The organism is Rhizobacter fulvus (assembly GCF_964020785.1).
Map to the genome: position 1 here is coordinate 3,112,112 of NZ_OZ224516.1, position 25,008 is coordinate 3,137,119.

The window sequence follows — 25,008 nt, forward strand, 5'->3', positions numbered from 1 at the left end:
GGAAGCGAGCGAATCAAAGGCAAAGGGCCGGTACGAGACCGGCCCTTTCCAGGAGGGGGAAGAACGCGGCGGTCAGTTCAGGCCGGCGATGTAGTCGGCCACGGCCTTGATCTCGCGGTCGTTCATCTTGGCGGCGACGCCGGTCATCGGCACGCTGTTCTTGCGCACGCCGCTGCGGAACGCGACCAGCTGCGCCTCGGTGTAGTCGGCATGCTGGCCGGCCAGACGCGGGTACTGGGACGGCAGTCCTGCACCGTTCGGGCTGTGGCAGCCGGCGCAGGCCGGCACGTTGCGATCGGCGATGCCGCCGCGGTAGATCTTCTCGCCCAGCTCGACCGTGGCCTTGTTCTTCGCGAAGCCGGGCTTGGCGACCTTGCCGGCGTAGAACGCGGCGACGTTCTTCATGTCGTCTTCGCTCAGTGTCGCGGCCATCCCCGACATCACGGCGTTCTGGCGCTTGCCGGACTTGAACTCGGTCAGCTGCTTGACCAGGTATTCCGGGTGCTGCCCCTGCAGGATAGGGTTTGCGGGGCTGCCGCGCGAGCCGTCGCTGGTGTGGCAGGCGGCGCACACGTTGGTCGAGGTGGCCTGTCCCTTCGCCAGATCGGGCTTCGCAGCGGGTTTGGCGGCCTCGGCCGCGATCGCCGACGAGGCGCAGGCGGCGAGCAAGAGGGAGGCGACGACGGAGGCAACGGACTTCATAGGAGTGCGACGTGTTTCATGTGCAAAACCCCATGATTTTACAATGATGGCTTTGGGCGACTCCATGGCCGAGCAAAACAATTCCAATCCGGCACCGGACGCCCTCGTCGACGAGGCCAAGCGGGCCCTCGGCTGGGCGCACACCGCGCGCTTTCGCACCACGGCCAGCCAGCTCGACCAGCTGCCGCAGACCGAGCTGCCCGAGATCGCCTTCGTCGGCCGCTCCAACGCCGGCAAGTCCACCGCGATCAACACGCTGACGCAGCAGAAGCGGCTCGCGTTCGCCTCGAAGACGCCCGGCCGCACGCAGCACATCAACCTGTTCGACCTCGGGCCGAAGATGGTCCCCAACGCGATCTTCGCCGACCTGCCGGGCTACGGCTACGCCGCGGTGGCGCGGGGCGCCAAGCTGCGGTGGCAGAAGGTGATGGCCGATTACCTCGACGTGCGCCGCAGCCTGGTCGGCGTGGTGCTGATGGTCGATTCCCGCCTGGGCTTCACCGACCTCGACCACCAGCTGATGAGCTTCGTCGCGCCGCGCGTCGGCAACGGCTCGGTCAAGCTGCTGGTGCTGCTGACCAAGTCGGACAAGCTCAATCGGGCCGAGTCGAACGCCGCGCTGGAGAGCGCGCAGGCCGTGCTTGGCGAGCTCGCGACCGACGAGGCCGACGTCGGCGTCGCGCTGTTCTCGGCGCTCAAGAAGTCGGGTATCGACGACGCCGCCAAGGTGCTCTACAGCTGGGTCCACGGCTGACGCCCCTGTCCCGATCGTGACGCCGGCGTCGGCGCGTCGCACCGATACTGGCGCCCCTGCATGGAGGCTTTCATGATCGACACCTTCGACCTCGCGCTCCCCCACGGCATCACGCTGAACTGCCGCGCCACCGGCCGGCCCGGCGCGCCGCTGCTCGTGTTCCTGCACGGCTTTCCCGAGGCGGCGTTCGTCTGGGACGAAGTGCTCGAGCACTTCGGCGACCGCTACCGGTGCGTCGCGCCCAACCTGCGCGGCTTCGGCCCGTCCTCGTCGCCGACGGAACCGGAGCAGTACCGCGTCAAGCACCTGATGGCCGACCTGCAGGCGCTGATCGCGCAGCTGGGCGAGGGCGCACCGCTCGAGGCGCTGGTCGCTCACGACTGGGGCGGCGCAGTCGCCTGGACGCTGGCCGCGCTCCATCCGGAACTGATGAAGCGCCTGGTGATCATCAATTCGCCGCACCCCGCCCTGTTCCTGCGCGAGCTCAAGAGCAGCCCGAACCAGCAGGCGGCGAGTGCGTACATGAACTTCCTGTGCCGGCCCGATGCCGAGAAGCTGCTCGCCGAGAACGACTACGCCCGCATGTGGCCGATGTTCACCAACATGGGCGCGGCGGACACCGGCCGCGAGGGCGGCGGCTGGCTCACCGAATCGGTTCGGGACCAGTACCGCGCGATCTGGGACGCCGGGCTGACGGGCGGCTGCAACTACTACCGCGCCTCGCCGCTGCGCCCGCCGCTCGATGCCGAGTCCGCGGTCATGAAGGTCGAGTTCCCGCGCGAGTACGTCACGGTCCGGCGTCCCACGCTGGTGATCTGGGGCGAGGACGACATGGCGTTGCCGGTCGCGCTGATCGACGGCCTGGACGAGTTCGTGCCCGACATGAACCTCGTGCGCGTGCCGGGCGCGAGCCACTGGATCATCCACGAGCGGCCGGCGTCCATCGCCGCGGAGATCGACAAGCACCTGCGCCGCTGAAATCGGACGCGTCAAAAGAAAGAGGGCACCGAAGTGCCCTCTTTGCGGGTGCGAATCGGGCGGCTTTGACCGCCCGGGTCGTCTTACATGTCCATGCCGCCCATGCCACCCATGCCGCCCATGCCACCCGGCATGCCGCCGCCGCCGGCGGCTTCGTCCTTCGGCGCCTCGGAGATCATGGCTTCCGTCGTCAGCATCAGCGACGCGACCGAGGCTGCGTTCTGCAGGGCCGTGCGCGTGACCTTCGTCGGGTCCAGGATGCCCATCTCGATCATGTCGCCATACGTGTCATTGGCCGCATTGAAGCCGTAGTTGCCCTTGCCGGCCAACACCGCATTCACGACCACGCTGGCTTCGCCGCCGGCGTTGTAGACGATCTCGCGCAGCGGCGCTTCGATGGCCTTCAACACCAGCTTGATGCCGGCTTCCTGGTCGGGGTTGTCGCCCTTGATGACGCCCGCGGATTGCTTGGCGCGCAGCAGCGCGACGCCACCACCGGCCACGATGCCTTCCTCGACGGCGGCACGGGTCGCGTGCAGCGCATCTTCGACGCGGGCCTTCTTTTCCTTCATCTCGACTTCGGTGGCGGCGCCGACCTTGATCACCGCCACACCGCCGGCCAGCTTGGCCACGCGCTCTTGCAGCTTTTCACGGTCGTAGTCGCTGGTGGCTTCCTCGATCTGGATGCGCACTTGCTTGACGCGCGCCTCGATGTCGCCCGCGGCGCCCGAGCCGTCGATGATCGTGGTGTTTTCCTTGCCCACTTCGACGCGCTTGGCCTGGCCCAGGTCGGCCAGCGTGACCTTCTCGAGCGTCAGGCCGACTTCTTCGGCGATGACCTTGCCGCCGGTCAGGATCGCGATGTCCTCGAGCATCGCCTTGCGGCGGTCACCGAAGCCCGGCGCCTTGACGGCGACGACCTTCAGGATGCCGCGGATCGTGTTGACGACCAGCGTGGCGAGCGCTTCGCCTTCGACTTCTTCCGCGATGATCAGCAGCGGACGGCCCGACTTGGCGACTTGCTCCAGCGTCGGCAGCAGGTCACGGATGTTGCTGATCTTCTTGTCGAACAGCAGCACGAACGGGTTGTCCAGCGTCGCGGTCTGCTTTTCCGGGTTGTTGATGAAGTACGGCGACAGGTAGCCGCGGTCGAACTGCATGCCTTCGACGACTTCGAGTTCGCTGTTCAGGCTCTTGCCGTCTTCGACGGTGATGACGCCTTCCTTGCCGACCTTGTCCATCGCGTCGGCGATGATCTTGCCGACTTCCTCGTCGCTGTTGGCCGAGATCGTGCCGACTTGCGCGATTTCCTTCGAGGTCGTGGTGGCCTTCGACTGCTTCTTCAGCTGCTCGACCAGCGCCGTGACGGCCTTGTCGATGCCGCGCTTCAGGTCCATCGGGTTCATGCCCGCGGCCACGTACTTCATGCCTTCGCGAACGATGGCTTGCGCGAGCACGGTGGCGGTGGTGGTGCCGTCACCGGCGATGTCGGAGGTCTTGGAAGCGACTTCCTTGACCATCTGCGCGCCCATGTTCTGAAGCTTGTCCTTCAGCTCGATTTCCTTGGCGACCGAGACACCGTCCTTGGTGACCGTCGGGCCGCCGAACGAACGCTCCAGCACCACGTTGCGACCCTTGGGGCCGAGCGTGACCTTGACCGCGTTGGCCAGGATGTTCACACCCTCGACCATGCGTGCGCGGGCTTCGCCGCCGAAAATTACGTCTTTTGCTGCCATTTGAATGTTCTCCTGTGTACCGTGGGATTACTTCTCGACGACCGCGAACAGGTCGTCTTCCTTCATCACCAGCAGTTCTTCGCCATCGACCTTGACGGTCTGGCCGCTGTACTTGCCGAACAACACCCGGTCGCCGACCTTGATGTTCAGGACGACGAAGTCGCCCTTGTCATTGCGCTTGCCCGGACCGACGGCCAGCACTTCGCCCTGATCGGGCTTTTCGGCGGCGTTGTCGGGGATGACGATGCCCGAGGCGGTCTTGGTTTCCTGTTCCAGGCGCTTGACGATCACGCGATCGTGCAACGGACGAAGTTTCATAGCATCTCCTTGATGGACTTAAGAACGATATAAATCGTGGCTTGGAAGCGAAGTGGGCACTCAGCTTTCCACGGCGGATCGCGACCTGGGGCACGCCGATCCGCCGTTAGCACTCACTGGAAGCGAGTGCTAGCAGGGCGGATTATAGGGCGACGACCCGATCTTTCAAGTGACATCGCCGCCCGTTCAGCGCGAGCGGGCACGATGGCTCCGACGCCGCTGACTCCACGTGCCGCCGGTTGCGAGAAAATGCCGCGCTGAATCAAGGACGGAGATCCCCGCGTGACCGGTGTGCCGAATTTCCATTTCCTCATGAGAGACCTGGCGCACGAAGTGGACGCCGGGCGCGTGACCGACATCGACGCTGCCGGCCAAGTGGCCGAGCACATCCAGAAGGCGCTGGGATGCATCCACGTCACGTTCTGGAGCGTCTCCGGGCCCATCGGCCGGCGCGTGATGCGCAGCGTCGCGGCCTATGACGGTGTCAGGGGAATGGCCATCGCGGGCGCCGCGGTGTTCCCCGAGTCGGGCGGCGGCTTCTTCGGCGCATTGGTGCGCGAGGGGTGCTATGTCTGCGGCGACACCTTCGCGGATCCGGCGCTCCAGTCGGTGAAGGACGCCATGCTCGTGCCGTTCGGGATCCGCGCGTTGCTGGCCGCCTCGTATGGCGGCCACGGCGAGGTGTGGGGCATCATCACCTGCACGAACAATGTCGCACGGACATGGCGATCCGCCGAGGTGACGGCGCTGAGGAAGTGCGCCGCCGAGATCTCGACCTTGCGGAGCCAGCGCCGGATGCTCGGGAATTCGCTGTCCACCGGGGGCTTCCTGACGTGACTGGGCGCCATGGCACCTGCGGACCGCGAGCCCCAGACTGCCCGCCATGAAGATCCTCGTCACCGGAAGCGCCGGCCACCTCGGCGAAGCGCTGATGCGCACGCTGGCGGAAAGCGTGCACGACGCGGTCGGTTGCGACGTGCGGGCGTCGCCGTACACGCGGCATGTCGGCTCGGTCGCCGATCGGGCGTTCGTCGCGCGCTGCATGGACGGCATCGACGCGGTGCTGCACACCGCCACACTGCATAAGCCGCACATCGCGACCCACACGCGCCAGCATTTCGTCGACACGAACATCACCGGGACGCTGAACCTGCTGGAGGAAGCGCTCGCCGGGGGTGTCGGCGCCTTCATCTTCACCAGCACGACCAGCGCCTACGGACACGTGCTGATCCCGGCGCCGGGCGCGCCGGCCGCCTGGATCACCGAGGAGGTCGTGCCGCGCCCGAAGAACATCTATGGCGTGACCAAGCTGGCCGCGGAGAACCTGTGCGAATTGATGCATGCGCTGCACGGGTTGCCGTGCCTGGTGCTGCGCACCTCGCGCTTCTTTCCGGAGGACGACGACTGCAAGCGCACGCGCGACGACTACTTCGACGCGAACGCCAAGGTGAACGAGTTGTTGAACCGCCGTGTCGACATCGAGGACGCGGTCGATGCGCACCTGTGCGCCCTCGAGCGTGCGCCGGTGCTCGGTTTCGGCCGCTACATCGTCAGCGCGACGACGCCCTTCGAGGCGGTGGATCTCGCGGCGCTGCGTCGCGGCGCGGCCGGCGTCGTGGCACGCCGCGTGCCTGATTTCGAGGCCGAGTATCAGCGCCGCGGCTGGAAGATGTTCGACGGCATCGATCGCGTCTACGTCAACGCCAAGGCCCGCACCGATCTGCACTGGCAGCCCCGCCACGACTTCGCTTCGGTGCTCGAGCGGCTGCGTTCGGGCGGCGACCACCGCAGTGCGCTCGCGCTCGAGATCGGCAAGAAGGGCTACCACCCGGGGCCGTTCCTGGGTGACGGCCCGTACCCCGTCGCGCCCTAGACTACGGCGCCGGCCCGCGTCGTGGCCGATGAGGATTTCCGCATGAGCACCCAGCGCACCCAAGTCGCGATCATCGGCGCCGGCCCGGCCGGGCTGTTGCTCGGTCAGTTGCTTCACCGGGCCGGCATCGACAACGTGATCCTCGAGCGCCAGACTGGCGACTACGTGCTCGGCCGCATTCGCGCCGGCGTGCTGGAGCAGACGACTTGCGACCTGCTCGACGAGGCCGGCGTCGGCGAGCGGATGCATGCCGAGGGGATGGTGCACGACGGCTTCGAGCTGTGCTTCGGCGGCGCGCGCCACCGCATCGACATGCACGGGCTGACCGGCGGCAAGCACGTGACCGTCTATGGCCAGACCGAAGTGACGCGCGACCTGATGGCGGCGCGCGCCGCTGCCAGCCTGCCGACGATCTACGGCGCGAAGGACGTGGCACCGCACGGCTTCGACACCGACCACCCGACCGTCAGCTACACGCTCGACGGCGTCGTCCACACAGTCGCCTGCGACTTCATCGCCGGCTGCGACGGCTACCACGGCGTGAGCCGGGCCAGCGTGCCGCCGAAGGCGCTGTCGATCTACGAAAAGGTCTACCAGTTCGGCTGGCTCGGCGTGCTGGCGGACACGCCGCCGGTCGCGCACGAACTGATCTACTCGAACCACGAACGCGGTTTCGCGCTGTGCTCGATGCGCTCGGCCACGCGCACACGCTACTACGTGCAGTGCCCGCTGCACGACAAGGTCGAGCAGTGGAGCGACGCCGCGTTCTGGGACGAACTGCGCCGCCGGCTCGACCCGGCCGCGGCCGAGGCGCTGGTCACCGGCCCGTCGATCGAGAAGAGCATCGCACCGCTGCGCAGCTTCGTTGCGGAGCCGATGCGTTTCGGCACGCTGTTCCTGGCCGGCGACTCGGCCCACATCGTGCCGCCGACCGGCGCCAAGGGCTTGAACCTGGCGGCCGCCGACGTGCGCTTCCTGTCGCGCGCCTTCATCGAGTTCTACGCCGAGAAAAGCCGCGCCGGCATCGATCACTACTCGGAGAAGTGCCTGCGCCGGGTCTGGAAGGCCGAGCGCTTCTCGTGGTGGTTCACCGGGCTGATGCACAAGTTCCCGGAGACCGGCGCGATCGGCCAGAAGCTGCAGCGCGCCGAACTCGACTACCTGGTCGGCTCGCGTGCCGCGTCGACCGCGATGGCCGAGAACTACGTCGGGCTGCCGTTCGAAGCCTGAGCCCCCCGCGTGCCGCCGGCGTCAAATGAATTGGCGGGGCGGGCGGCATCAACAATCTGCATCGGCCCTTGTCGCCTGCCGGACACCCGGTGGGCGTCGCGGTGCGTATCTTCGACGCACGCTCAACGTCACAGGAACACCGTCATGGAATTCGAGTTCTCCCCCAAGGTCGTCGAACTGCGCGAACGCCTGCTGAAGTTCATGGACGACCACGTCTATCCGAACGAACAGCGCCGCGAGGAAGAACTGGCTGCCAATGCCAAGGCCGGCCGGCCCTACGCCGAGCTGCCGATGATGGCCGGCCTGAAGGCCAAGGCGCGGGAGCAGGGCCTGTGGAACCTGTTCCTGCCGCCGCACCCCGGCGATACCCATGCGCCGACCGGCCTCACGAACGTGGAGTACGCCCCGCTGTGCGAGATCATGGGCCGGCGCTACTGGTGCGCGGAGATCTTCAACTGCTCCGCGCCCGACACCGGCAACATGGAGGTGCTGGCCCGCTACGGCACGCCCGAGCAGCAAGCCCGCTGGCTCACGCCGCTGCTGGCGGGCGAGATCCGTTCGTCGTTCGCGATGACCGAGCCGGAAGTCGCGTCGAGCGACGCCACCAACATCCAGTGCAGCATCCGCCGCGAGGGCGACGAGTACGTGATCAACGGCCGCAAGTGGTACATCACCGGCGCGATGAACGAGCGCTGCGAAATCTTCGTGCTGATGGGCAAGACCGATCCCGACCACGCCGACCGCCACAAGCAGCAGTCGATGATCCTGGTGCCGAAGGACACGCCCGGCATCACGATCGTGCGCGACATGGCACTGCTCGGCGTCTACGACCCGCCGTTCGGTCACCCGGAGATCGTGTTCGAGAACGTGCGCGTGCCGGTCTCGAACATCCTCCTCGGCGAAGGGCGCGGCTTCGAGATCGCGCAGGGTCGGCTCGGGCCCGGACGCATTCACCACTGCATGCGTGCGATCGGCATGGCCGAGGCGGCACTCGAGATGATGTGCAGGCGCCTGGCCTCGCGCACGGCGTTCCGCAAGTTGCTGGCCGACCAGGGCGTGTGGCGCGAGCGGATCGCCGAATCGCGCATGCTGATCGACCAGTCGCGCTGGATGGTGCTGAACGCCGCTCACCGCATGGACACCGTGGGCAACAAGGTCGCAGCCAAGGAGATCGCGATGATCAAGGTGCTGACGCCGAACAACTGCGTCAAGGTGATCGACTGGGCGATGCAGGCCTTCGGCGCGATGGGGCTCAGCCAGGATACGTTGCTGACGAGCTTCTACGCCTACGAACGCCACCTGCGCGTGGCCGACGGCCCCGACGAGGTCCATAGAAACGCCATTGCCAAGCAGGAGCTGGCTGCGTACCTTTGAGTCCGCGGATCGGGAATCGTCACGACCGCTCACACCTGCAACATTGACTGGCAAGGCGTTTGGGACAAACATCCCAAAAATGGAGGATGGTTCCCGAGCGACCGCGGCCCTGCATGCCGCCACGATGCGACTGCTGCGCCCGCTGGTGCGGCTGCTGCTTCGTCACGCGGTGCCGTTCGGTGCATTCCAGGAGATCGCGAAGCGGGCTTACGTGGAGGTGGCGATGAACGATTTCGCCATTCCGGGCAAGAAGCCCTCGGCGGCCCGCGCGTCGATCCTGACCGGCCTGACGCGCAAGGACGTCCAGCGCCTGCTGACCGAGCCGGAGCCCGATGCGGCCGAGACGAACGAGCGCTACAACCGCGCCGCCCGCGTGCTCGGCGGCTGGCTGCGCGACCCCAAATTCCATGACGCGGCCGGCACGCCGCGCCCGCTGAGCACCGACGCCGTCGGCGATTTCCCGCAGCTCGCGCGGCTCTACAGCGGCGACATGCCGGCCCGCGCCGTGCTCGACGAGTTGCTGCGCGTCGGTGCCGTGCGGCGCCTCGACGACGGCCGCATCGAACCGGTGGCGCGCGGCTACCTGCCGATCGGCAGCTCGGTCGACAAGCTGCAGATCCTGGGCACCGACGTGGCAGACCTGATCGAGACGATCGACCACAACCTGACCGATGGCGCCGCCGACCCGCGATTCCAGCGCAAAGTGATGTATCACCGCATTCGCGTCGACGAACTGCCGGCGTTCCGGCGGCTGAGCACGTCGCGGGCGCAAGCGCTGCTCGAGCAACTCGACCGCTGGCTCGCCGAACACGATCCCGACGCGCCGCACGAGAACCCTCACCTGCCCCATGCCCGCGTCGGCTTGGGCATCTACTATTTCGAAGAGCGGCTCGGCGACGAGCCGCCTCCTGCCGAACGAGGCCAGTCATGACCACTCTGTTGCGCGCTATCGCTGCATCCACCGCTTTGCTCCTGTTCCTCGCCGGTTGCGGCGGGGGCGGTGGTGGAGGAGGCGGGATCGGCGGCACCGGCTCCGCGTATGGCACCGTGCGCATGTCGATGACCGACGCGCCGTCTTGCGGCTTCGACGCGGTCAACATCACGGTCGAGAAGGTCCGCATCCACGCCAGCGCGAGCGCGGCGGACGCCGACGCCGGCTGGTCCGAGATCGTCGTCAACCCGCCGAAGCGGGTCGACCTGCTGACCCTGCAGAACGGGGTGCTGGTCGAGCTCGGCCAAACCCAGCTGCCTGCGGGCAAGTACACGCAGGTGCGGCTGGTGCTGGCCGAGAACGGCAACGGCGCGCCGGCCCTGGCGAACTCGGTCGTGCCCACCGGCGGCAGCGAGACGCCACTGACCACGCCGAGCGCGAACCAGAGCGGGCTGAAGCTCAACGCCGACATCGAGGTGGCGCCGGACCAGATCGCCGACTACGTGCTCGATTTCGACGCCTGCAAATCCATCGTCAAGCGCGGCAATTCGGGCCAGTACAACCTGAAGCCGGTGATCAGCGTGATCCCGCGCCTGTCGGACGCCGGGATGCGCGTGGTCGGCTACCTGGACCCCTTGCTGGCGAACGGCTCGACCAGCGTGTCGGTTCAGGTCAACGGCCGGCCGGTGAAGGCGACCGCGCCGGATTCGACCGGCCAGTTCCAGCTCTACCCGGTGCCGGCCGGCACCTATGACCTGGTGGTCACGGCACCCGGCCGCGTCATGGCCGTGATGACCGGCGTGCCGGTCACGACGAGTGCCTACACCTATGTCAACGCCGTCGGCGCGCCGATCGTGCCGCCCGCCAGCGCGGTGCGGGCGGTGAACGGCACGGTGACGCCGGTCACGGCGACGGTGCGTGCGCTGCAGACGCTGAATGGCGGGCCCACGCTCGAGTCGGGATGGGGCGCCGTCGATGCCCTCAGCGGAGCGTTCTCGTTCTCGTTGCCGATCGCTGCGCCGGTGCGCAACGCGTACGCGGCCGGCGTGACAGCGCCAGTGTTCACGCCCGACGCCTCTGCCGCCGCCCGGTACACGATCGAGGCCACCTCGGCCGGTACGCTGAAGACGCAGGCGCTCGATGTCAGCGCGGCGGTGCCGGCGCTGACCCTGACCATCCCGTGACGGCCCCGCGGGCGGGCCAGCGCATCAGCCGTCGGCGTTGATCGTCCTGATCAGCGCCGCCAGCGTCGCGTCGGCCTGGTCGTTCGCGATCTGGCAGGTGCCCGCGGCCACGTGGCCGCCACCGCCATAGGTCAGCATCAGCCCGCCGACGTTGGTGCGGCTGCTGCGGTCCAGGATGGACTTGCCGGTTGCGAGCACGGTGTTCTGCTTCTGCACGCCCCACATCACGTGGATCGAGATGTTGGTTTGCGGGAACAGTGCGTAGACCATGAAGCGGTTGGTCGCGTAGATCGTCTCCTCGCCACGCAGGTCGAGCACGACGAGGTTGCCGTGCACGGCGGCGCAGCGCTCGATCTGGCGGCGTGCCGGCTCGGCGTGCTCGAAGTACAGGTCGACGCGCTCGCGCACGTCCGGCAATTCCAGGATCTGCTCGATCGTGTGGTCGCGGCAGTACTCGATCAGGTCCATCATCAGCGCGTAGTTGCTGATGCGGAAGTCGCGGAAACGGCCGAGGCCGGTGCGCGCGTCCATCAGGTAGTTCAGCAGCACCCAGCCCTTGGGATCGAGGATGTCGTCGCGCTCGTACTGCGCGGAATCGGCCTTGTCGACCGCCAGCATCATCTCGTCGGTGATGCGCGGGAAGGCGTCGCGGGCGCCGTAGTGGTTGTAGACGACGCGCGCGGCGGAGGGCGCATCGACCTCGATGATGTGGTTCAGGTGCTTGCCGTTGCGGATCGACTCCGACAGGTGGTGGTCGAACGCCAGGTAGGCGCCCGGCACGTAGGGCAGGTTGGTCGTGATGTCGCGCGGGCCGACGTCGATCTTGCCGTCCTGCATGTCCTTGGGGTGGACGAACTTGATCTCGTCGATCAGCTTCATCTCGTTCAGCAGCACGGCGCAGACCAGGCCGTCGAAATCGCTGCGGGTGATGAGACGGTACTTCTGTGGGCTCATGGTCGGGTCCTTCGGTTGACAGGCGTCGTCCGCACATTTACGGCGCGGCGCGCGACAACTGAAGGGCCGGCGAGGGCGCCGCCGTGCGCTAATGCCCGACAGGGCCGTCAGAGGAGCGTGTCGATGCTCGCCAGGTAGCGCGGCGGGCGCCGGGCCTGCGTCGCCTGCTCGAACGCGTAGGCCAGCGCCAGCAGGCGCGCCTCGCTCCACGCCCCACCGAAGAAGGTGAGCCCGACCGGCAAGCCTTGCACGAAGCCGGCCGGCACGGTGACGGCGGGCGTGCCTGCCACCGCCGGCGCCGTGGTGCTGCCGCCGCCGACGACGTGGTCGCCGATGACGAGGTCGCTGCGCCACGCCGGCCCTCCGGTCGGCGCAACGAAGGCGTCGAGCCGGTGCTGCTTCATCACGGCGACGATGCCTTCCTCGCGTGCCACGCGCAGGCACTGGGCGCGTGCCTTCACGTAGGCCTCGTCGGTCAGCGGGCCCTTGGCTTCGGCCTTTGCGAACAGGTCCTGCCCGAACCATCGGAGCTCGCGCTCGGCGTGCCGCTCGTTGAAGGCGATCACATCGGCGAGCGACTTGACGGCGGCATTCGGGCCGAGGCCCGCGAGGTAGGCATTCAGGTCCGCCTTCAGCTCGTAAAGCAGGACGGTCAGCTCGGCGTCGCCGATGCTCTCGATCGCGGGCAGTTCGACCGGGTCGACGAGCACCGCGCCGGCGCGCTCGAGTGCCGCCAGCACGCCGGCGAAGACGCGGTCGGTCGGCTCGTGAAAGCCGAAGAACTGGCGTGCGACGCCGAGCCGCGCGCCCTTGAGCGCGCCGGCGTCGAGCGCGGCGGCGTAGTCGACCGCCGGGCGTGCCCCCTCGCTCATCGCGGGATCCTGCGGATCGTGGCCGACCAGCGCACCCAGCAGCAGCGCGCAATCGCGCACGCTGCGCGCCATCGGGCCGGCAGTGTCCTGGCTGTGCGCGATCGGCACGATGCCGCGTCGGGAGATGAGGCCGACCGTCGGCTTCAGCCCGACGATGCCGCAGACCGACGACGGGCTCACGATCGAACCGTCCGTCTCGGTGCCGACCGCGGCGGCGCACAGGCTCGCCGCCACCGCGGCGCCGGAACCCGAGCTCGAGCCCGAGGCGCTGCGGTCCAGCGCGTAGGGGTTGCGGGTCAGCCCGCCCCGCGCGCTCCAGCCGCTGCTGCTCTGGCTGCTGCGGATGTTGGCCCACTCGCTCAGATTGGTCTTGCCCAGGATCACCGCGCCGGCGGCGCGCAAGCGCTGCACCACGAACGCGTCGTCCGGCGGTCGGATGCCCGCGAGCGCGAGCGACCCGGCGGTGGTCTGCATGCGGTCGCGGGTGGCGACGTTGTCCTTGACCAGGATCGGGATGCCATGCAGCGGCCCGCGCGTGCGACCGGCGGCGCGCTCCGCGTCGAGCTGCTTTGCGGTCGCGAGCGCGTCGGGGTTCAGCTCGATCACGGCCGCCAGCGTCGGGCCGCGGCGGTCGATCCGCTCGATGCGCTCGGTGTACGCGGAGACCAACTGCTGCGCGCTGACGCGTCCGGACGCCAGGTCGGCCTGCAGATCGGCAAGGCTGCGTTCTTCGAGCGCGATCGGGGTCATCGGGTCTCCGGCGGGCGCGGTCTGCGCGTTGGTGGTGGCGGGCAGCAGCGCGCCGGTGACGGTGGCGAGCAGCAAGTGGCGACGGTTCTCGTTCATGCGGATTCGGCGGGTTCGTGATCGGCCAGGCAACTGCGGATCTGCTCGCGCAGCCAGCGGTTGCCGGGTTCGGCGTCGGCATTGGCATGCCAGTACAGGTACAGATCGTTGGCCGGCGTGGCGAGCGGGAACGGCAGCAAGCGGTTGCCGAGCGCCGCGTTTGCGATGCCGGCGTAACGCTCGGGCATGGTCAGCAGCAGGTCGGAGCTGGCGACGAGCTGGCAGGCCGTCCAGTGGTGCTGGCAGCGCACGGCCACGCGGCGCTCGCGGCCGAGGCGCTGCAGCGCCAGGTCCTCGAGACCGGGCCCGCTGCGGCGCGAGCTGGTCATCACGTGCTCCATCTCCAGGTAGGTCGCGAGGTCCAGCGTGTCTCCGACGCGCGGATGCCCGGCGCGCACGGCCACCACCATGCGTCCGCCGGCCAGCAGCTGGTACGAGACGTGTTGGACGCGTGGCAGCAGCACGTCGATCACCGCGTCGAGCTCACCTTTCGCCAGCGCGCCGTGCAGCGCGTCGCGGTCGTGGTGGGCCGAGACGATCTGGACGTGCGGCGCCTGCGCGCGCACGCGTTGCACCAGTGCCGGCAGGGCGGCCGACTCGACGATGTGGCGCATGCCGATGCGGAACGCGCGGGTCGACGTGGCCGGCTCGAACTGCTTCAGCTGATTCAGCGAGCCCTCGATCTCCTTCAGCGCGCGTCTCACCGGGCCGATCAGCGCGTGCGCGGCCGGCGTCGGCACCATCGCGTGACCCTCGCGCACGAACAACGGGTCGTCGACCAGTTCGCGCAGACGGGCCAGCGCGTGGCTGATCGCCGGCTGGGTCAGGTTCAGGCGCTCGCTCGCGCGCGTGATGCCCCCCTCGGTGTAGATCGCGTCGAGCACGACGAACAGGTTCAGATCGACTCGGCTGACGTTGACCACGAGCGGCACGCTGAAAGGGGCAAATGCGCCCGGTGCATGACGATAACGCGCAAAGTTCATTGGCGCCGCCTGCCGTGGCAGCATACGGTCGCAGACCGACACAGAGCGGGCCAGGAGACAGGATGACCGGACAGTTCACCGGAACCAGCGAGGTTCAGGAGCGCCACCGCTTCGACGAGGGCGCGCTCGACGCCTGGCTGCGTCGCTACGTGGAGGGCTATGCCGGCCCGCTGCAGGTGCGCCAGTTCAAGGGCGGGCAGTCGAACCCGACTTTCCTGCTCGCCACGCCGTCGCGCAGCTACGTGCTGCGCCGCAAGCCGCCGGGCAAGCTGCTGCCTTCCGCGCATGCCGTTGACCGCGAGTTCCGCGTGATGCGCGCGCTCGCCGGCACCGACGTGCCGGTGCCCGAGACCTTCGCGCTGTGCGAGGACGATTCAGTCATCGGCACCGCGTTCTACGTGATGGCGAACGTGCCGGGACGCATCCTGTGGGACCCGGGCCTGCCCGGCATGGCGCCGGCTGAACGGGCCGCCATCTTCGACAGCATGAACGCCGCGCTCTCCGCGCTGCACAGCGTCGACTACGCGTCGATCGGGCTGGCCGACTACGGCAAGCCCGGCAATTTCTTCGCCCGGCAGATCGGCCGCTGGACAGCGCAATACCGCGCGTCGGAGACCGAGCGCATCGAATCGATGGAGCGGTTGATCGACTGGCTGCCGGCGCACATCCCGCCCTCTGAGGCGGCGTCGCTGGTGCACGGCGACTACCGGCTCGACAACCTCGTGTTCCACCCGACCGAGCCGCGCGTCATCGCGGTGCTCGACTGGGAGCTGTCGACCCTCGGCCACCCGATGGCCGATTTCGCGTATCACGCGATGGCGTGGATCATGCCGGCCGGCGAGATGCGCGGCCTGGTCGGGCCCGATCTGGCGGCGCTCGGCATCCCGAGCGCCGAGGCCTACCTCGCGCGCTACTGCGAGCGCACCGGCGCCACGCCGCCGTCCGCGATCGAGTGGTCGTTCTACATCGCCTATAACCTGTTTCGGGGTGCCGCGATCTCGCAGGGCATCCTGAAACGCGCGCTCGACGGCTCGGCCGCCAGCGCGCATGCGTTCGAGGCGGGCCGCAAGGGCCGCGTGGTGGCCGACATCGCGTGGCAGCGTGTGCTGGCCGACACCGGGCAAACACCGAACTGACGCGGCCCGCCGCCACGCGATAGTTCCCGCAAGACGAACCCCCGCGGCGCATCCGCGCCCCGGAACGAGGAGCCCACTTTGGCCGACCACCCCTGGATCAAGAACTACCCCGACGGCGTGCGCTGGGACGCGGAACTTCCGCTGATGCCGGTGCAGCAACTGCTCGACGACGCCGTGCGGCGCTGGCCCGAGAACCCGGCCATCGAATTCATGGGCCGCACCCTCACCTACCGTGAGTTCGGCGAACTGGCCGACCGTGCGGCCAAGGGCTTCCAGCAGATCGGCGTCGGGCCCGGCGTCCATGTGGGTCTGTACCTGCCGAACACGCCGCACTATCCGATCGCCTTCTTCGGCGTGCTGAAGGCCGGTGGCACCGTCGTCAATTACTCGCCGCTCGACGCCGAGCGGGTGCTCGCGCACAAGATCGAGGACAGCGAGACCGATGTGCTCGTGACGCTCGACCTGACAGTGCTCTACCCGCAGATGGCGCGGCAACTGGGCACCTCGCGCCTGAAGAAGCTGGTCGTCGGCAACCTGGCCGACTACGCCGCGCAGCCGGCCGGCGTGCGCGCCCACCTTCAGGCGGCCGGGCAGCTGGCGCCGGTGGCGAGCGACGAGCGCCACCTGAGCTTCGACCAGCTGCTCGCCAACGACGGCGCGTACGAGCCGCATGCGCTCGGCGACCTGCGTCAGGCCATCGTCGTGCTGCAGTACACCGGCGGCACGACCGGGCTGCCGAAGGGCGCGATGCTGACCCACGCCAACCTGACCGCGGCCTGCGCGCAGTACCTCGCGACCTCGCAGGGCAACCCGCGCGTTCTGACGGAAGGCGTCGAGCGCGTGCTGGTGGTGCTGCCGCTGTTCCACATCTACGCCCTGACCGTCAACCTGCTGTACGGCGTTCGTCTGGGTGCGCTGATGGTGCTGCACGCGCGCTTCGACGTCGATGCGGTGATCAAGGACCTGATCGACAAGAAGATCAGCCTGTTCGCCGGCGTGCCGACGATGTACATGGCGTTGGCCGCGCACCCGCGGGTGCAGGCCGGCGAGCTGAAGTCGCTGCAGTTCTGCGGCTCGGGCGGCGCGCCGCTGCCGGTCGAGGTGGCGAACCGCTTCGTCGAGTTGACCGGCTGCAAGCTCAACGAGGGCTGGGGCATGACCGAGACCTCGCCGACCGGCACCTTCACGCCGGTGCACGGCATGCGCAAGGCCGGCTCGTGCGGCATGCCGCTGCCGCGCATCGAACTCAAGTTCGAAAGCCTGAGCGACCCCGAGCAGGAGGCGCCGCGCGGCGAGCCCGGCGAGCTGTGCATCCGCGGCCCGAACGTGATGAAGGGCTACTGGAAGAACGAGGCGGCCACGGCCAAGTCGATGACGAAGGACGGCTTCTTCCGCAGCGGCGATGTCGCCTACATGGACGACGACGGCTTCGTGTTCATCGTCGACCGCACCAAGGACATGCTGCTGTGCGGCGGCTACAACGTGTACCCCCGGGTCATCGAGGAGGCGATCTACGAGCACCCGGCGGTCGAGGAGGTGTGCGTGATCGGCATTCCCGACGAGTACCGCGGCCAGTCGCCGAAGGCCTTCATCAAGCTCAAGAACGGCGCGGCTGCGTTCACGCTCGACGAGCTCAAGGCCTTCCTGAAGGACCGCATCGGCAAGCACGAGATGGTGCAGGCAATGGAGCTGCGCGCCGAGTTGCCGAAGTCGCCGGTCGGCAAGCTGTTGAAGAAGGAACTGGTCGAAGAAGAAGCGAAGAAGAGGGCACAAGCATGATCCACCTCAGCGGCATGGACGCCTCGTTCCTGCACCTCGAAACGCCCGAGATGCCGATGCACGTCGGCAGCCTGCAGATTGCCGACCTCCCCGAGGGCTACGCCGGCGACTACTACGAAGATGTGAAGCGCTGGATGGCCACGCGCATGCACCTCGCCCCGGTGTTCCAGCGCAAGCTCGCGCTGATGCCGTTCGACCTCGCGAACCCGGTCTGGGTCGACGACGAGGACGTCGACCTCGACTACCACGTGCGCCACGTGATCCTGCCGCGGCCCGGCACGATGGAGCAGCTCGAGAAGTACGTCGCGCGCCTGCATTCGAGCCTGCTCGACCGCAGCCGGCCGCTGTGGGAGATCTACGTGATCGAAGGCCTGAACACCGGCCAGGTCGCGATCTACAACAAGATGCACCACGCGGCGATCGACGGCCAGGCCGGCGTCGCGATCGCCAAGGCGCTGCTCAGCGGCTCGGCCACGCCGCCGCCGACCAAGCCGCCGCGCCAGCGTCCGCGCACCAACCGCTACCAGCTCGGCGTGGCCGAGCTGGCCGGTGCGGCGGTCAGCAACGCGGTCACGCAGTACATCAAGCTGTTCAAGTCGCTGCCGGCGATGGGGCGGGCGCTGCGGGCAGTCGTCTACCCCGTCTCCGAGGTCGATGGCAAGCGGCACCTGAGCCTGCCCGAGGGCTTCCAGCTCGGGCCGAAGACGCCGCTGAACGTCGCGATCACGAACCAGCGTTCGTTCGCGGCGCGCTCGATCTCGCTGGCCGAGGTCAAGGCGATGGCCAAGCGCAGCGGTGCGAGCCTGAACGACATCGTGATGGCGACCTGCGCCGGCGCGCTCAAGCGCTACCTCGCGGACTACGACGTGACGCCCGACAAGCCGCTGATCGCCGGCGTGCCGGTCTCGCTGCGCGAAGCCGGCAACACCGACCCGAACAACCAGGTGTCGATGATGCTGGTGAGCCTGGCCACGCACATCGCCGATCCGATCGAGCGGCTGATGGCGATCAACGCGTCGGCCAACCTGGGCAAGAAGTTGCAAGGCAGCGTGAAGGGCGCGATGCCGACCGACTTCCCGTCGCTCGGCGTGCCGTGGATCATGACCGGGCTGGTCTCGCTGTATGGCCGCTCGCGGCTCGCGAACCGGCTGCCGCCGGTGGCGAACGTCGCGATCTCGAACGTGCCGGGGCCGCAGTTCCCGCTGTACTTCGCCGGCGCCAAGCTCGCGAACTTCTTCCCGGTCTCGATCCCCGGCCACGGCATCGCGCTGAACATCACGGTGCAGAGCTACAACGGGCTGCTCGAGGTCGGGCTGACGGCATGCCGGCGTGCGCTGCCGGACGTGGCCGACCTGGCGGACTACATCGTCGAGGAGCACAAGAAGCTCCGCGCGGTCATCGAGGCGCTCGACGTGGCGGCCGAGGCGACGCCGCGGGCGGCGGACCCCGAGCCGGCACCGACGGCGAAGAAGCGACCGACGGCGAAAAAGCCGGCGATGACGCGACGCCGTGCCGTGGTGCCGCCGACCGGCGTCGCCCGCAAGCGCAGCGCCAAGAGCGCTTCCGCTGCGGCGCGCTGACCTCATACCGTACTCACCACCGAGGGCTCGCATGGTCACCGCAAAGCGCACACCCGCGAAGAAGACCCCGTCGACCCGCTCGAAGCTTCCGGCGGCAAAGCGCCCGGTGAGTGACGCGGTGATCGTCGCGCCGCCGGATCAAAAGAGCCTGATGACGCTGGCCAGCGACCTGCGGTCGTGGACCGATTTCGTGCTCGGCATCGCCAACACGGCCGCCGACCTGTCGTTCCGGGTCGCCAGCTCGCGGCTGACCAAGCCCTCGCACAAGGCCGCGGTGGAAAAGGCCGGCGGGCTGTTCCGCGACCTGCGCGAGAGCGCCGGGCTGACGCTGGGCGACCTCGGCCACGCGATCAACCTGAAGGACACCTCGCTGCTGGAGCAGGTGGAGGGCGGCAAGGTCGGGCTGCCATTCGAGATCATCCTGCGGCTGGCCGGCGTGCTCGGTCGCAACGACCCGATCCCGGTCGCGATGAAGCTGACCCGAACCTACAACCCCAAGCTGTGGGCCACGCTCGAGAGCCTCGGAATCGGCAAGCTGGCCGTGCAGGCCGGGCGCGAGCGCGAATTCGCCAACCTCTACCGCGCCAGCGACGCGGCGCGGCAACTGAACGACGAGGAGTTCGCCGCCGCGTTGAAGTTCGTGCGCGCGTCGTTCGAGGCAGCGCTGGTGTTTCGCGGCGAGACGGTGAAGGCCGGCAAGAGCAAGGTCAACCCGCCCGACGCCACGTGACACAGCGGTTGTTGGCCGGCATCGCCCAATCGTCGATCAGCGCGAAGCCGGCGGTTCGCGCGAGCGCGTCGACGGCCTCGATGTCGCGGATGCCGCGCTTCGGATCCGCCTGGCGCAGCACGGCGTCGAACGCCGCATTGCTGGCGCTCGTGAAGGCGCCCGCGACGTTGAACGGTCCGTAGATCGTCAGCAGGGCGTTCGCGTCCAGCATCACCGGCAGCAGGGCGAACAGATCCTGGACCTCCGTCCAGCCCATGATGTGCAGCGTGTTGGCGCTGAAGGCCGCGTCGTATCGACCCGCGGGCGGCTCCTCGTTGACGTCGAACACGAGCGGGGGCGGGGTGTTCGGCAACGCCGCCTCGTCGAGCCATTGGCGGATGCCCGGCAGGTTGGCCGGCACGTCGGAGGTCTGCCAGGTCAGCTGCGGCAGCGCGCGGGCGAAGTGGACGGCGTGCTGTCCGGTGCCGCTGCCGATCTCGAGCACCCGCGTGCGATCGGCGAAGTGCGTGCGCAGCACCGCGAGGATCGCGTCCTGATTGCGCTCGCAGGCGGGCGAGAAGGGTTTGTGCTGCATCGTTCGATTGTCGTCCTGCGGGTGACAGCGCGGTGGCGCGGGTCTCGCTACAGTCCGGGGATGGCTTCCCGACCCTTGATTGCGCTCGACTGCGATGGCGTGCTGCTCGACTTCCAGCTCGGCTACGCCTCGGCCTGGGAACGTGCGTTCGGCATGCGACCGACGGACCGCGACCCGCACGCCTACTGGCCGATCGACCGCTGGGCGGTCGACCGCCTGACGCCCGAACGCAGGCCGATCTTCCGGGCGGCATTCGACGAGCATTTCTGGACCACGATGCCGCCGATCGACGGCGCGCTCGACGCCTGCCATCGGCTGCATGACGCCGGCTTCGAGCTGATTTGCGTCTCGGCGCTCGACCTGGAATTCGAGGCCGCCCGGCTTCGCAATCTGCGCAATCTCGGCTTTCCGATCGAGCGGGTGATCGCGACCGGCAACCACGAAGGCGAACGCAGCCCGAAGGCCGATGCGATCGAGATGCTGAACCCGCTCGCGTTCGTCGACGACTACATCCTCTACATGCGTGGCCTGCCCGCGCATGTCCACACCGCGCTGGTGCTGCGCGCGCCGAACGGCAGCCCGAACGTCGGGCCGGACCTCAGGTGGGCGAAGTCGACGCACGAGAATCTGGCCGGGTTCGCCGACCACTGGCTGAGCCGCTGAGCCGCGGGCGGGCTAATGCGGCAACGGGTCGGGTCGGCCGGTGCCGGGCTCGGGCGCGTCGGCGTCCGGCTCCGGATCGGCCGGCACGGCAAAGGCTTCGCTCGCCCATGCACCGAAATCATTGTTCTTGCAGCGTGCGCTGCAGAACGGGCGATACGGGTTGTCGGCGGCGTACACGCTCGGCCCGCCACATCCCGGGCAGCGGATCGTCCGCGCCCCGACGGTCCCCGCGCTCATGAACAGAGCGTCAACTCGAAGTTGGCGTCTTCCAGGCTGGGTTTGAGGCGGCCCTCGGCGTCCTGCCGCATCAGGCGCACCGAGACCATCAGGCGGTGGCCGCTGATCTCGGGAACGATGTCTTCGGGCACGTCGAGGCGCACCCGCATCAACTGGTAGACACGGCCCTGCGGCAGGCTCTGCTGGTACTGGCCGGCTGGCGCGGCGACCTTGTGCGGCGTGCCGGAATCGCGCAGCAGCCCGAGCAGCACCTGCAGCGCCTCGGCCAGCGGCATCAGCGAGGCGACCCACTGCATCAGGTCGGCGCGGCGACGCTGCGGCTCGAGCTTCTGCCAGGCGTAGTACGCCGGCAGGTCGAACTCGCAGGTGCCGCCCGGGATGCTGATGCGGCTGCGGATGCTCATCAGCCACTCGTTGCTGTTCAGCGCCGCGCCGGCCTTGCCCTGGACCTCGTTGAGGCCATTGAACGCGTGGTCGATCTTGGCAACCACGTCGTCGAGCGCGGCCTCGGAGATCGACGGGTTGCCGCGGTAGCTGTTGAACTGCTGCTTGTGCTTGTCGAGTTCCTTCAGCAGGTCGGATTTCAGGTCGGCGCGGGACGACACGTCGAGGATCTCGAACAGCGTGGCGAGCGCGTAGTGGTGATCGACCGGAGCCTCGCGCGCGATCAACTGGCCGAGCCGGTCGAACAGGTGCTCGAGGCGCAGCATCGTGCGGATGCCTTCGTTGAACGGGTATTCGTAAAGGATCACTGTGGGGGTCCTGAACAGGCAAAGCGGGACCTGTCGAGGCGCGATTGTTCCACAGTGACGCGTGGGCGCCACACGAGACTCACTGCGCTGGTCGGGTCCAGCACGCCCACAGTGCACTCACCTGGCGCTCGAGCTCTGCCAGTGTGATGCCGTCGTTGAACACCACCGCATCGGCACAGGCACGCCGGCGCGGGCGCGGAGCCTGCTGGTCGATGACCGCCTGCACCGCAGCAGGCGTCCAGCCTGAGCGCGCGACCACGCGTTCGACCTGCGTGCGTTCGGCGCAGTCGACCACGAGCACCTTGTCGACGCGGGCCCGCCAGCGGCCCGACTCGACCAACAGCGGAACGTCGAAAACGACGGCTATTCCGGCCGCCGCCGCGGCTTGGCGTTCGGTCTCCAGGCCGATCATCGGGTGCAGGATGGCCTCGAGCTCGCGCTTCTTCAGCGGATCCGCGAAAACGATCTCGCGCATGCGGTGACGGTCGAGCGCGCCGTTGGCGTCGATCAGGTCCGCGCCGAACGCCGCAGCGATGGCCGTGATGGCCGCGCCGCCGGGCAGGGTGAGCTGGCGGGCGATCAGGTCGGTGTCGACGACGACCGCGCCGTGCGTCGCCAGCCGCCGCGCCACCGTGCTCTTGCCGCTGCCGATCCCGCCGGTCAGGCCGATCTGCAGCCGGCCCGGTGTCAGACCGGCGGCATCCACAGGCGGGAAAGCTGCTCGCCGAAGAACAGGGCCGCAACCCCTCCGCCCGCGAGGTAGGGGCCGAACGGGATCGGCACGTCGCGGTCGTGGCGACGGAAGATGATCAGCGCGATGCCGACGATCGCGCCGACCGCGGACGACAGCAGGATGATCGACGGAATCGCCTGCCAGCCCATCCACGCGCCGAGTGCGGCGAGCAGCTTGAAGTCACCGGCGCCCATGCCTTCCTTGCCGCGGATCAGGCGGTAGGCATGGAACACGAACCACAACGACAGGTAGCCGATCGCTGCGCCGGCCACCGAGGCGCTGAGCGTGACCGGGATCCAGCCCAACGCGGCCGAGACGATTCCGGCCCACATCAGCGGCAGCGTCAGGTCATCGGGCAGGAAGCTGGTGTCCAGATCGATGAAGGCGAGCGCGACCAACGTGGCGGCAAATCCGCACCACAGCAGCACGGTGGGTTGGGCGCCGAAGTGCACGCCGCAGGCGGCGAACAGCAAACCGGTCAGGATCTCGATGGCCGGGTAGCGCACCGAGATTGGTGCCTTGCAGGCGGAACACTTGCCGCGCAACGCGAGGTAGCCGACGACCGGGATGTTCTCGTACCAGCGAATCTGGTGCCCGCACGACGGGCAGCGGGAGCGCGGTGTCGACAGCGTGATCTCGGGCGTGGGCTCGATCGTCACCCCGAGCAGTTCGGCGCTCTCCATGCGCCAGCCGCGCTCCATCATCAGCGGCATGCGGTGGATCACGACATTCAGGAAGCTGCCGATCAACAGGCCGAGCACGGCCAGCGTGAGCGGCGACAGCAGCGCGCCGACGAGTTGCGGGTCCAACATCCGAACGGCGGTCAGACGACGGCCCCCAGCTTGAAGATCGGGAGGTACATCGAGACCACGATGCCGCCGACCAGCACGCCGAGGATCACGATGATGAACGGCTCCATCAGGCTGGACAGCCCTTTGACGGCCTCGTCGATCTCGTCCTCATAGAACTCCGCGGCCTTGCCGAGCATCTGGTCCAGCGAGCCCGACTCCTCGCCGATCGCGCACATCTGCAGCACCATCGTCGGGAAAACGCCGGTGGTCTGCATCGAGGTGGTCAAAGCCGAACCGGTCGACACGTCCTTCTGGATCTGTTCGGTCGCTTCGGCGTAGACCGCGTTGCCCGAGGCGCCACCGACCGAGTCGAGTGCCTCGACAAGCGGGACGCCGGCGGCGAACATCGTCGACAGCGTACGCGTCCAGCGCGCCACGGCCGACTTGCGGACCAGATCACCGAATACCGGCACGCGCAGCAGCAGCCGATCCATGAATTTTTGCATCCTGATCGAGCGCCGCCACGACTGGATGAAGAAGTATGTTCCGCCGCCAAGGAAGCCAAAGATCAGCCACCAGTACTTGACGAAGAATTCGGACATCGCGATCACGACCAGCGTCGGTACCGGCAGGTCGGCGCCGAACGACGAGAACACCTCCTTGAACGCCGGGATCACGAAGATCATGATGACCGCGAGCACGACGAAGGCCACGACGATCACCGCGATCGGGTAGATCAAGGCGGACTTGATCTTGTTCTTGATCGCCATCGTTTTTTCCTGGTAGATCGCCAGGCGATCCAGCAGTTGCTCCAGGATACCGCCGGCCTCCCCGGCCTCGACCAAGTTGCAGTAGAGTGCGTCGAAATAGAGCGGGTGCTTGCGAAACGCTGACGACAGACTGGTGCCGGTCTCGACGTCGCTGCGGATGTCGGTCAGCAGGCGCGTCATCCGTGGGTTGGTGCTTCCGCGAGCGACGATGTCGAAGGCCTGGATCAGCGGCACGCCGGCGCGCATCATCGTGGTCAGCTGGCGCGTGAAGATCGCGATGTCCTTCTGCTTGATCGACTTGCCGCCGTTCAGCCGACGCTTCTTCACCTTGTTGACGAGGATGCCCTGGCGGCGCAGGCTGGCGCCGACGACGGCCTCGCCGCCCGCGCGCATCTCGCCGCGAACGACCTTGCCGTTCTTGTCCCGGCCTTCCCATTCGAAGACCAGGTCCTTGATGTTTTTCGCGGCCGCTGCAGTCGCCATATGAACTTCGAGGAGTGTCCTCCCCGTCCCTTCGATGTGTTGGTA

The 25,008-nt window shown here is 68.1% G+C and carries 25 protein-coding genes; 13 read left to right on the forward strand and 12 right to left on the reverse strand.

Features of this window, described 5'->3' with window-relative positions; all coding sequences use genetic code 11:
* Positions 1-72 precede the first annotated feature (72 nt).
* Positions 73-702 (reverse strand): c-type cytochrome, encoded by a 630-nt coding sequence (locus ACWH49_RS14860; protein ID WP_448172153.1) that lies wholly within the window; start codon positions 700-702, stop codon positions 73-75.
* A gap of 64 nt (positions 703-766) precedes the next feature.
* On the opposite strand from ACWH49_RS14860, the gene yihA reads away from it, so the two are divergent.
* Positions 767-1,456 (forward strand): ribosome biogenesis GTP-binding protein YihA/YsxC, encoded by a 690-nt coding sequence (gene yihA / locus ACWH49_RS14865; protein ID WP_448172154.1) that lies wholly within the window; start codon positions 767-769, stop codon positions 1,454-1,456.
* A gap of 72 nt (positions 1,457-1,528) precedes the next feature.
* Positions 1,529-2,434, forward strand: a complete 906-nt coding sequence (locus tag ACWH49_RS14870) for an alpha/beta fold hydrolase (protein WP_448172155.1) — start codon at positions 1,529-1,531, stop codon at positions 2,432-2,434.
* An 83-nt stretch (positions 2,435-2,517) separates the two neighbouring features.
* Here the strand turns inward: ACWH49_RS14870 and groL are convergent, their stop codons facing one another.
* Both groL and groES read right to left on the reverse strand, forming a co-directional pair.
* A complete protein-coding gene (groL, locus tag ACWH49_RS14875) occupies positions 2,518-4,170 on the reverse strand; it encodes a chaperonin GroEL (protein WP_056461221.1) in 1,653 nt (550 codons plus the stop codon).
* A 27-nt stretch (positions 4,171-4,197) separates the two neighbouring features.
* Positions 4,198-4,488, reverse strand: a complete 291-nt coding sequence (gene groES, locus ACWH49_RS14880) for a co-chaperone GroES (protein WP_056461224.1) — start codon at positions 4,486-4,488, stop codon at positions 4,198-4,200.
* Positions 4,489-4,770: 282 nt separating this feature from the next.
* Here groES and ACWH49_RS14885 point away from each other — a divergent pair, with 282 nt between their 5' ends.
* From ACWH49_RS14885 to ACWH49_RS14910, 6 genes are all read left to right on the forward strand, one after another.
* The gene (locus tag ACWH49_RS14885) at positions 4,771-5,325 is read left to right on the forward strand and encodes a GAF domain-containing protein (protein WP_448172156.1); all 555 of its coding nucleotides are present in this window, start codon (positions 4,771-4,773) and stop codon (positions 5,323-5,325) included.
* Positions 5,326-5,371: 46 nt separating this feature from the next.
* On the forward strand, positions 5,372-6,361 hold the full coding sequence (locus ACWH49_RS14890) for an NAD-dependent epimerase/dehydratase family protein (RefSeq protein WP_448172157.1): 990 nt from the start codon (positions 5,372-5,374) through the stop codon (positions 6,359-6,361).
* Between the two features lie 42 nt (positions 6,362-6,403).
* A complete protein-coding gene (pobA, locus tag ACWH49_RS14895) occupies positions 6,404-7,591 on the forward strand; it encodes a 4-hydroxybenzoate 3-monooxygenase (RefSeq protein ID WP_448172158.1) in 1,188 nt (395 codons plus the stop codon).
* Positions 7,592-7,735: 144 nt separating this feature from the next.
* The gene (locus ACWH49_RS14900) at positions 7,736-8,965 is read left to right on the forward strand and encodes an acyl-CoA dehydrogenase family protein (RefSeq protein ID WP_448172159.1); all 1,230 of its coding nucleotides are present in this window, start codon (positions 7,736-7,738) and stop codon (positions 8,963-8,965) included.
* 79 nt (positions 8,966-9,044) lie between these two features.
* Positions 9,045-9,896 (forward strand): DUF6502 family protein, encoded by an 852-nt coding sequence (locus ACWH49_RS14905; RefSeq protein WP_448172160.1) that lies wholly within the window; start codon positions 9,045-9,047, stop codon positions 9,894-9,896.
* Complete coding sequence (locus ACWH49_RS14910; RefSeq protein ID WP_448172161.1) at positions 9,893-11,080, forward strand: DUF4382 domain-containing protein; 1,188 nt, start codon at positions 9,893-9,895, stop codon at positions 11,078-11,080. The genes ACWH49_RS14905 and ACWH49_RS14910 overlap by 4 nt, the downstream gene beginning before the upstream one ends.
* 24 nt (positions 11,081-11,104) lie before the next feature.
* On the opposite strand, the gene ACWH49_RS14915 is transcribed toward ACWH49_RS14910, so the two are convergent.
* From ACWH49_RS14915 to ACWH49_RS14925, 3 genes are all read right to left on the reverse strand, one after another.
* Positions 11,105-12,034 carry an exopolyphosphatase gene (locus tag ACWH49_RS14915; RefSeq protein WP_448172162.1) on the reverse strand — a complete coding sequence of 310 codons (930 nt, stop codon included), beginning with the start codon at positions 12,032-12,034 and terminating at the stop codon, positions 11,105-11,107.
* A 107-nt stretch (positions 12,035-12,141) separates the two neighbouring features.
* Positions 12,142-13,752: an amidase gene (locus ACWH49_RS14920; protein WP_448172163.1), complete on the reverse strand. Its 1,611-nt coding sequence runs from the start codon at positions 13,750-13,752 to the stop codon at positions 12,142-12,144.
* On the reverse strand, positions 13,749-14,735 hold the full coding sequence (locus ACWH49_RS14925; protein ID WP_448172164.1) for a LysR family transcriptional regulator: 987 nt from the start codon (positions 14,733-14,735) through the stop codon (positions 13,749-13,751). Before ACWH49_RS14925 ends, ACWH49_RS14920 begins: the two co-directional genes overlap by 4 nt.
* Before the next feature lie 62 nt (positions 14,736-14,797).
* Between ACWH49_RS14925 and ACWH49_RS14930 the strand changes: the two genes are divergently transcribed.
* The 4 genes from ACWH49_RS14930 to ACWH49_RS14945 all read left to right on the forward strand — a co-directional run bounded on the left by ACWH49_RS14930 (position 14,798) and on the right by ACWH49_RS14945 (position 19,960).
* Complete coding sequence (locus ACWH49_RS14930) at positions 14,798-15,871, forward strand: phosphotransferase (protein ID WP_448172165.1); 1,074 nt, start codon at positions 14,798-14,800, stop codon at positions 15,869-15,871.
* Positions 15,872-15,949: 78 nt separating this feature from the next.
* Positions 15,950-17,650: an AMP-binding protein gene (locus ACWH49_RS14935; protein ID WP_448172166.1), complete on the forward strand. Its 1,701-nt coding sequence runs from the start codon at positions 15,950-15,952 to the stop codon at positions 17,648-17,650.
* Complete coding sequence (locus ACWH49_RS14940; RefSeq protein WP_448172167.1) at positions 17,647-19,230, forward strand: WS/DGAT/MGAT family O-acyltransferase; 1,584 nt, start codon at positions 17,647-17,649, stop codon at positions 19,228-19,230. Before ACWH49_RS14935 ends, ACWH49_RS14940 begins: the two co-directional genes overlap by 4 nt.
* 31 nt (positions 19,231-19,261) lie before the next feature.
* On the forward strand, positions 19,262-19,960 hold the full coding sequence (locus ACWH49_RS14945) for a helix-turn-helix domain-containing protein (RefSeq protein ID WP_448172168.1): 699 nt from the start codon (positions 19,262-19,264) through the stop codon (positions 19,958-19,960).
* On the opposite strand, the gene ACWH49_RS14950 is transcribed toward ACWH49_RS14945, so the two are convergent.
* Positions 19,938-20,534: a DUF938 domain-containing protein gene (locus tag ACWH49_RS14950; protein WP_448172169.1), complete on the reverse strand. Its 597-nt coding sequence runs from the start codon at positions 20,532-20,534 to the stop codon at positions 19,938-19,940. The two genes, ACWH49_RS14945 and ACWH49_RS14950, sit on opposite strands and share 23 nt — an antisense overlap.
* A gap of 60 nt (positions 20,535-20,594) precedes the next feature.
* Between ACWH49_RS14950 and ACWH49_RS14955 the strand changes: the two genes are divergently transcribed.
* The gene (locus ACWH49_RS14955; RefSeq protein ID WP_448172170.1) at positions 20,595-21,197 is read left to right on the forward strand and encodes an HAD family hydrolase; all 603 of its coding nucleotides are present in this window, start codon (positions 20,595-20,597) and stop codon (positions 21,195-21,197) included.
* A 12-nt stretch (positions 21,198-21,209) separates the two neighbouring features.
* Here the strand turns inward: ACWH49_RS14955 and ACWH49_RS14960 are convergent, their stop codons facing one another.
* The 5 genes from ACWH49_RS14960 to ACWH49_RS14980 all read right to left on the reverse strand — a co-directional run bounded on the left by ACWH49_RS14960 (position 21,210) and on the right by ACWH49_RS14980 (position 24,963).
* Positions 21,210-21,434: a DNA gyrase inhibitor YacG gene (locus ACWH49_RS14960; protein ID WP_056461271.1), complete on the reverse strand. Its 225-nt coding sequence runs from the start codon at positions 21,432-21,434 to the stop codon at positions 21,210-21,212.
* On the reverse strand, positions 21,431-22,186 hold the full coding sequence (gene zapD, locus ACWH49_RS14965; protein ID WP_056461274.1) for a cell division protein ZapD: 756 nt from the start codon (positions 22,184-22,186) through the stop codon (positions 21,431-21,433). Before zapD ends, ACWH49_RS14960 begins: the two co-directional genes overlap by 4 nt.
* A 79-nt stretch (positions 22,187-22,265) precedes the next feature.
* Positions 22,266-22,892, reverse strand: a complete 627-nt coding sequence (gene coaE, locus ACWH49_RS14970) for a dephospho-CoA kinase (RefSeq protein WP_448172171.1) — start codon at positions 22,890-22,892, stop codon at positions 22,266-22,268.
* Complete coding sequence (locus ACWH49_RS14975) at positions 22,874-23,731, reverse strand: prepilin peptidase (protein WP_448172172.1); 858 nt, start codon at positions 23,729-23,731, stop codon at positions 22,874-22,876. Before ACWH49_RS14975 ends, coaE begins: the two co-directional genes overlap by 19 nt.
* 11 nt (positions 23,732-23,742) lie before the next feature.
* A complete protein-coding gene (locus ACWH49_RS14980) occupies positions 23,743-24,963 on the reverse strand; it encodes a type II secretion system F family protein (protein WP_448172173.1) in 1,221 nt (406 codons plus the stop codon).
* Positions 24,964-25,008: the final 45 nt, after the last annotated feature.

Excerpts from the sequence above, each read along its gene's own strand:
- ACWH49_RS14860 (WP_448172153.1), bottom strand. The coding sequence starts at position 702 with ATGAAGTCCGTTGCCTCCGTCGTCGCCTCCCTCTTGCTCGCCGCCTGC.
- yihA (WP_448172154.1), top strand. The coding sequence starts at position 767 with ATGGCCGAGCAAAACAATTCCAATCCGGCACCGGACGCCCTCGTCGAC.
- ACWH49_RS14870 (WP_448172155.1), top strand. The coding sequence starts at position 1,529 with ATGATCGACACCTTCGACCTCGCGCTCCCCCACGGCATCACGCTGAAC.
- groL (WP_056461221.1), bottom strand. The coding sequence starts at position 4,170 with ATGGCAGCAAAAGACGTAATTTTCGGCGGCGAAGCCCGCGCACGCATG.
- groES (WP_056461224.1), bottom strand. The coding sequence starts at position 4,488 with ATGAAACTTCGTCCGTTGCACGATCGCGTGATCGTCAAGCGCCTGGAA.
- ACWH49_RS14890 (WP_448172157.1), top strand. The coding sequence starts at position 5,372 with ATGAAGATCCTCGTCACCGGAAGCGCCGGCCACCTCGGCGAAGCGCTG.
- pobA (WP_448172158.1), top strand. The coding sequence starts at position 6,404 with ATGAGCACCCAGCGCACCCAAGTCGCGATCATCGGCGCCGGCCCGGCC.
- ACWH49_RS14900 (WP_448172159.1), top strand. The coding sequence starts at position 7,736 with ATGGAATTCGAGTTCTCCCCCAAGGTCGTCGAACTGCGCGAACGCCTG.
- ACWH49_RS14905 (WP_448172160.1), top strand. The coding sequence starts at position 9,045 with ATGGAGGATGGTTCCCGAGCGACCGCGGCCCTGCATGCCGCCACGATG.
- ACWH49_RS14910 (WP_448172161.1), top strand. The coding sequence starts at position 9,893 with ATGACCACTCTGTTGCGCGCTATCGCTGCATCCACCGCTTTGCTCCTG.
- ACWH49_RS14915 (WP_448172162.1), bottom strand. The coding sequence starts at position 12,034 with ATGAGCCCACAGAAGTACCGTCTCATCACCCGCAGCGATTTCGACGGC.
- ACWH49_RS14920 (WP_448172163.1), bottom strand. The coding sequence starts at position 13,752 with ATGAACGAGAACCGTCGCCACTTGCTGCTCGCCACCGTCACCGGCGCG.
- ACWH49_RS14925 (WP_448172164.1), bottom strand. The coding sequence starts at position 14,735 with ATGAACTTTGCGCGTTATCGTCATGCACCGGGCGCATTTGCCCCTTTC.
- ACWH49_RS14930 (WP_448172165.1), top strand. The coding sequence starts at position 14,798 with ATGACCGGACAGTTCACCGGAACCAGCGAGGTTCAGGAGCGCCACCGC.
- ACWH49_RS14940 (WP_448172167.1), top strand. The coding sequence starts at position 17,647 with ATGATCCACCTCAGCGGCATGGACGCCTCGTTCCTGCACCTCGAAACG.
- ACWH49_RS14945 (WP_448172168.1), top strand. The coding sequence starts at position 19,262 with ATGGTCACCGCAAAGCGCACACCCGCGAAGAAGACCCCGTCGACCCGC.
- ACWH49_RS14950 (WP_448172169.1), bottom strand. The coding sequence starts at position 20,534 with ATGCAGCACAAACCCTTCTCGCCCGCCTGCGAGCGCAATCAGGACGCG.
- ACWH49_RS14955 (WP_448172170.1), top strand. The coding sequence starts at position 20,595 with ATGGCTTCCCGACCCTTGATTGCGCTCGACTGCGATGGCGTGCTGCTC.
- ACWH49_RS14960 (WP_056461271.1), bottom strand. The coding sequence starts at position 21,434 with ATGAGCGCGGGGACCGTCGGGGCGCGGACGATCCGCTGCCCGGGATGT.
- ACWH49_RS14975 (WP_448172172.1), bottom strand. The coding sequence starts at position 23,731 with ATGTTGGACCCGCAACTCGTCGGCGCGCTGCTGTCGCCGCTCACGCTG.
- ACWH49_RS14980 (WP_448172173.1), bottom strand. The coding sequence starts at position 24,963 with ATGGCGACTGCAGCGGCCGCGAAAAACATCAAGGACCTGGTCTTCGAA.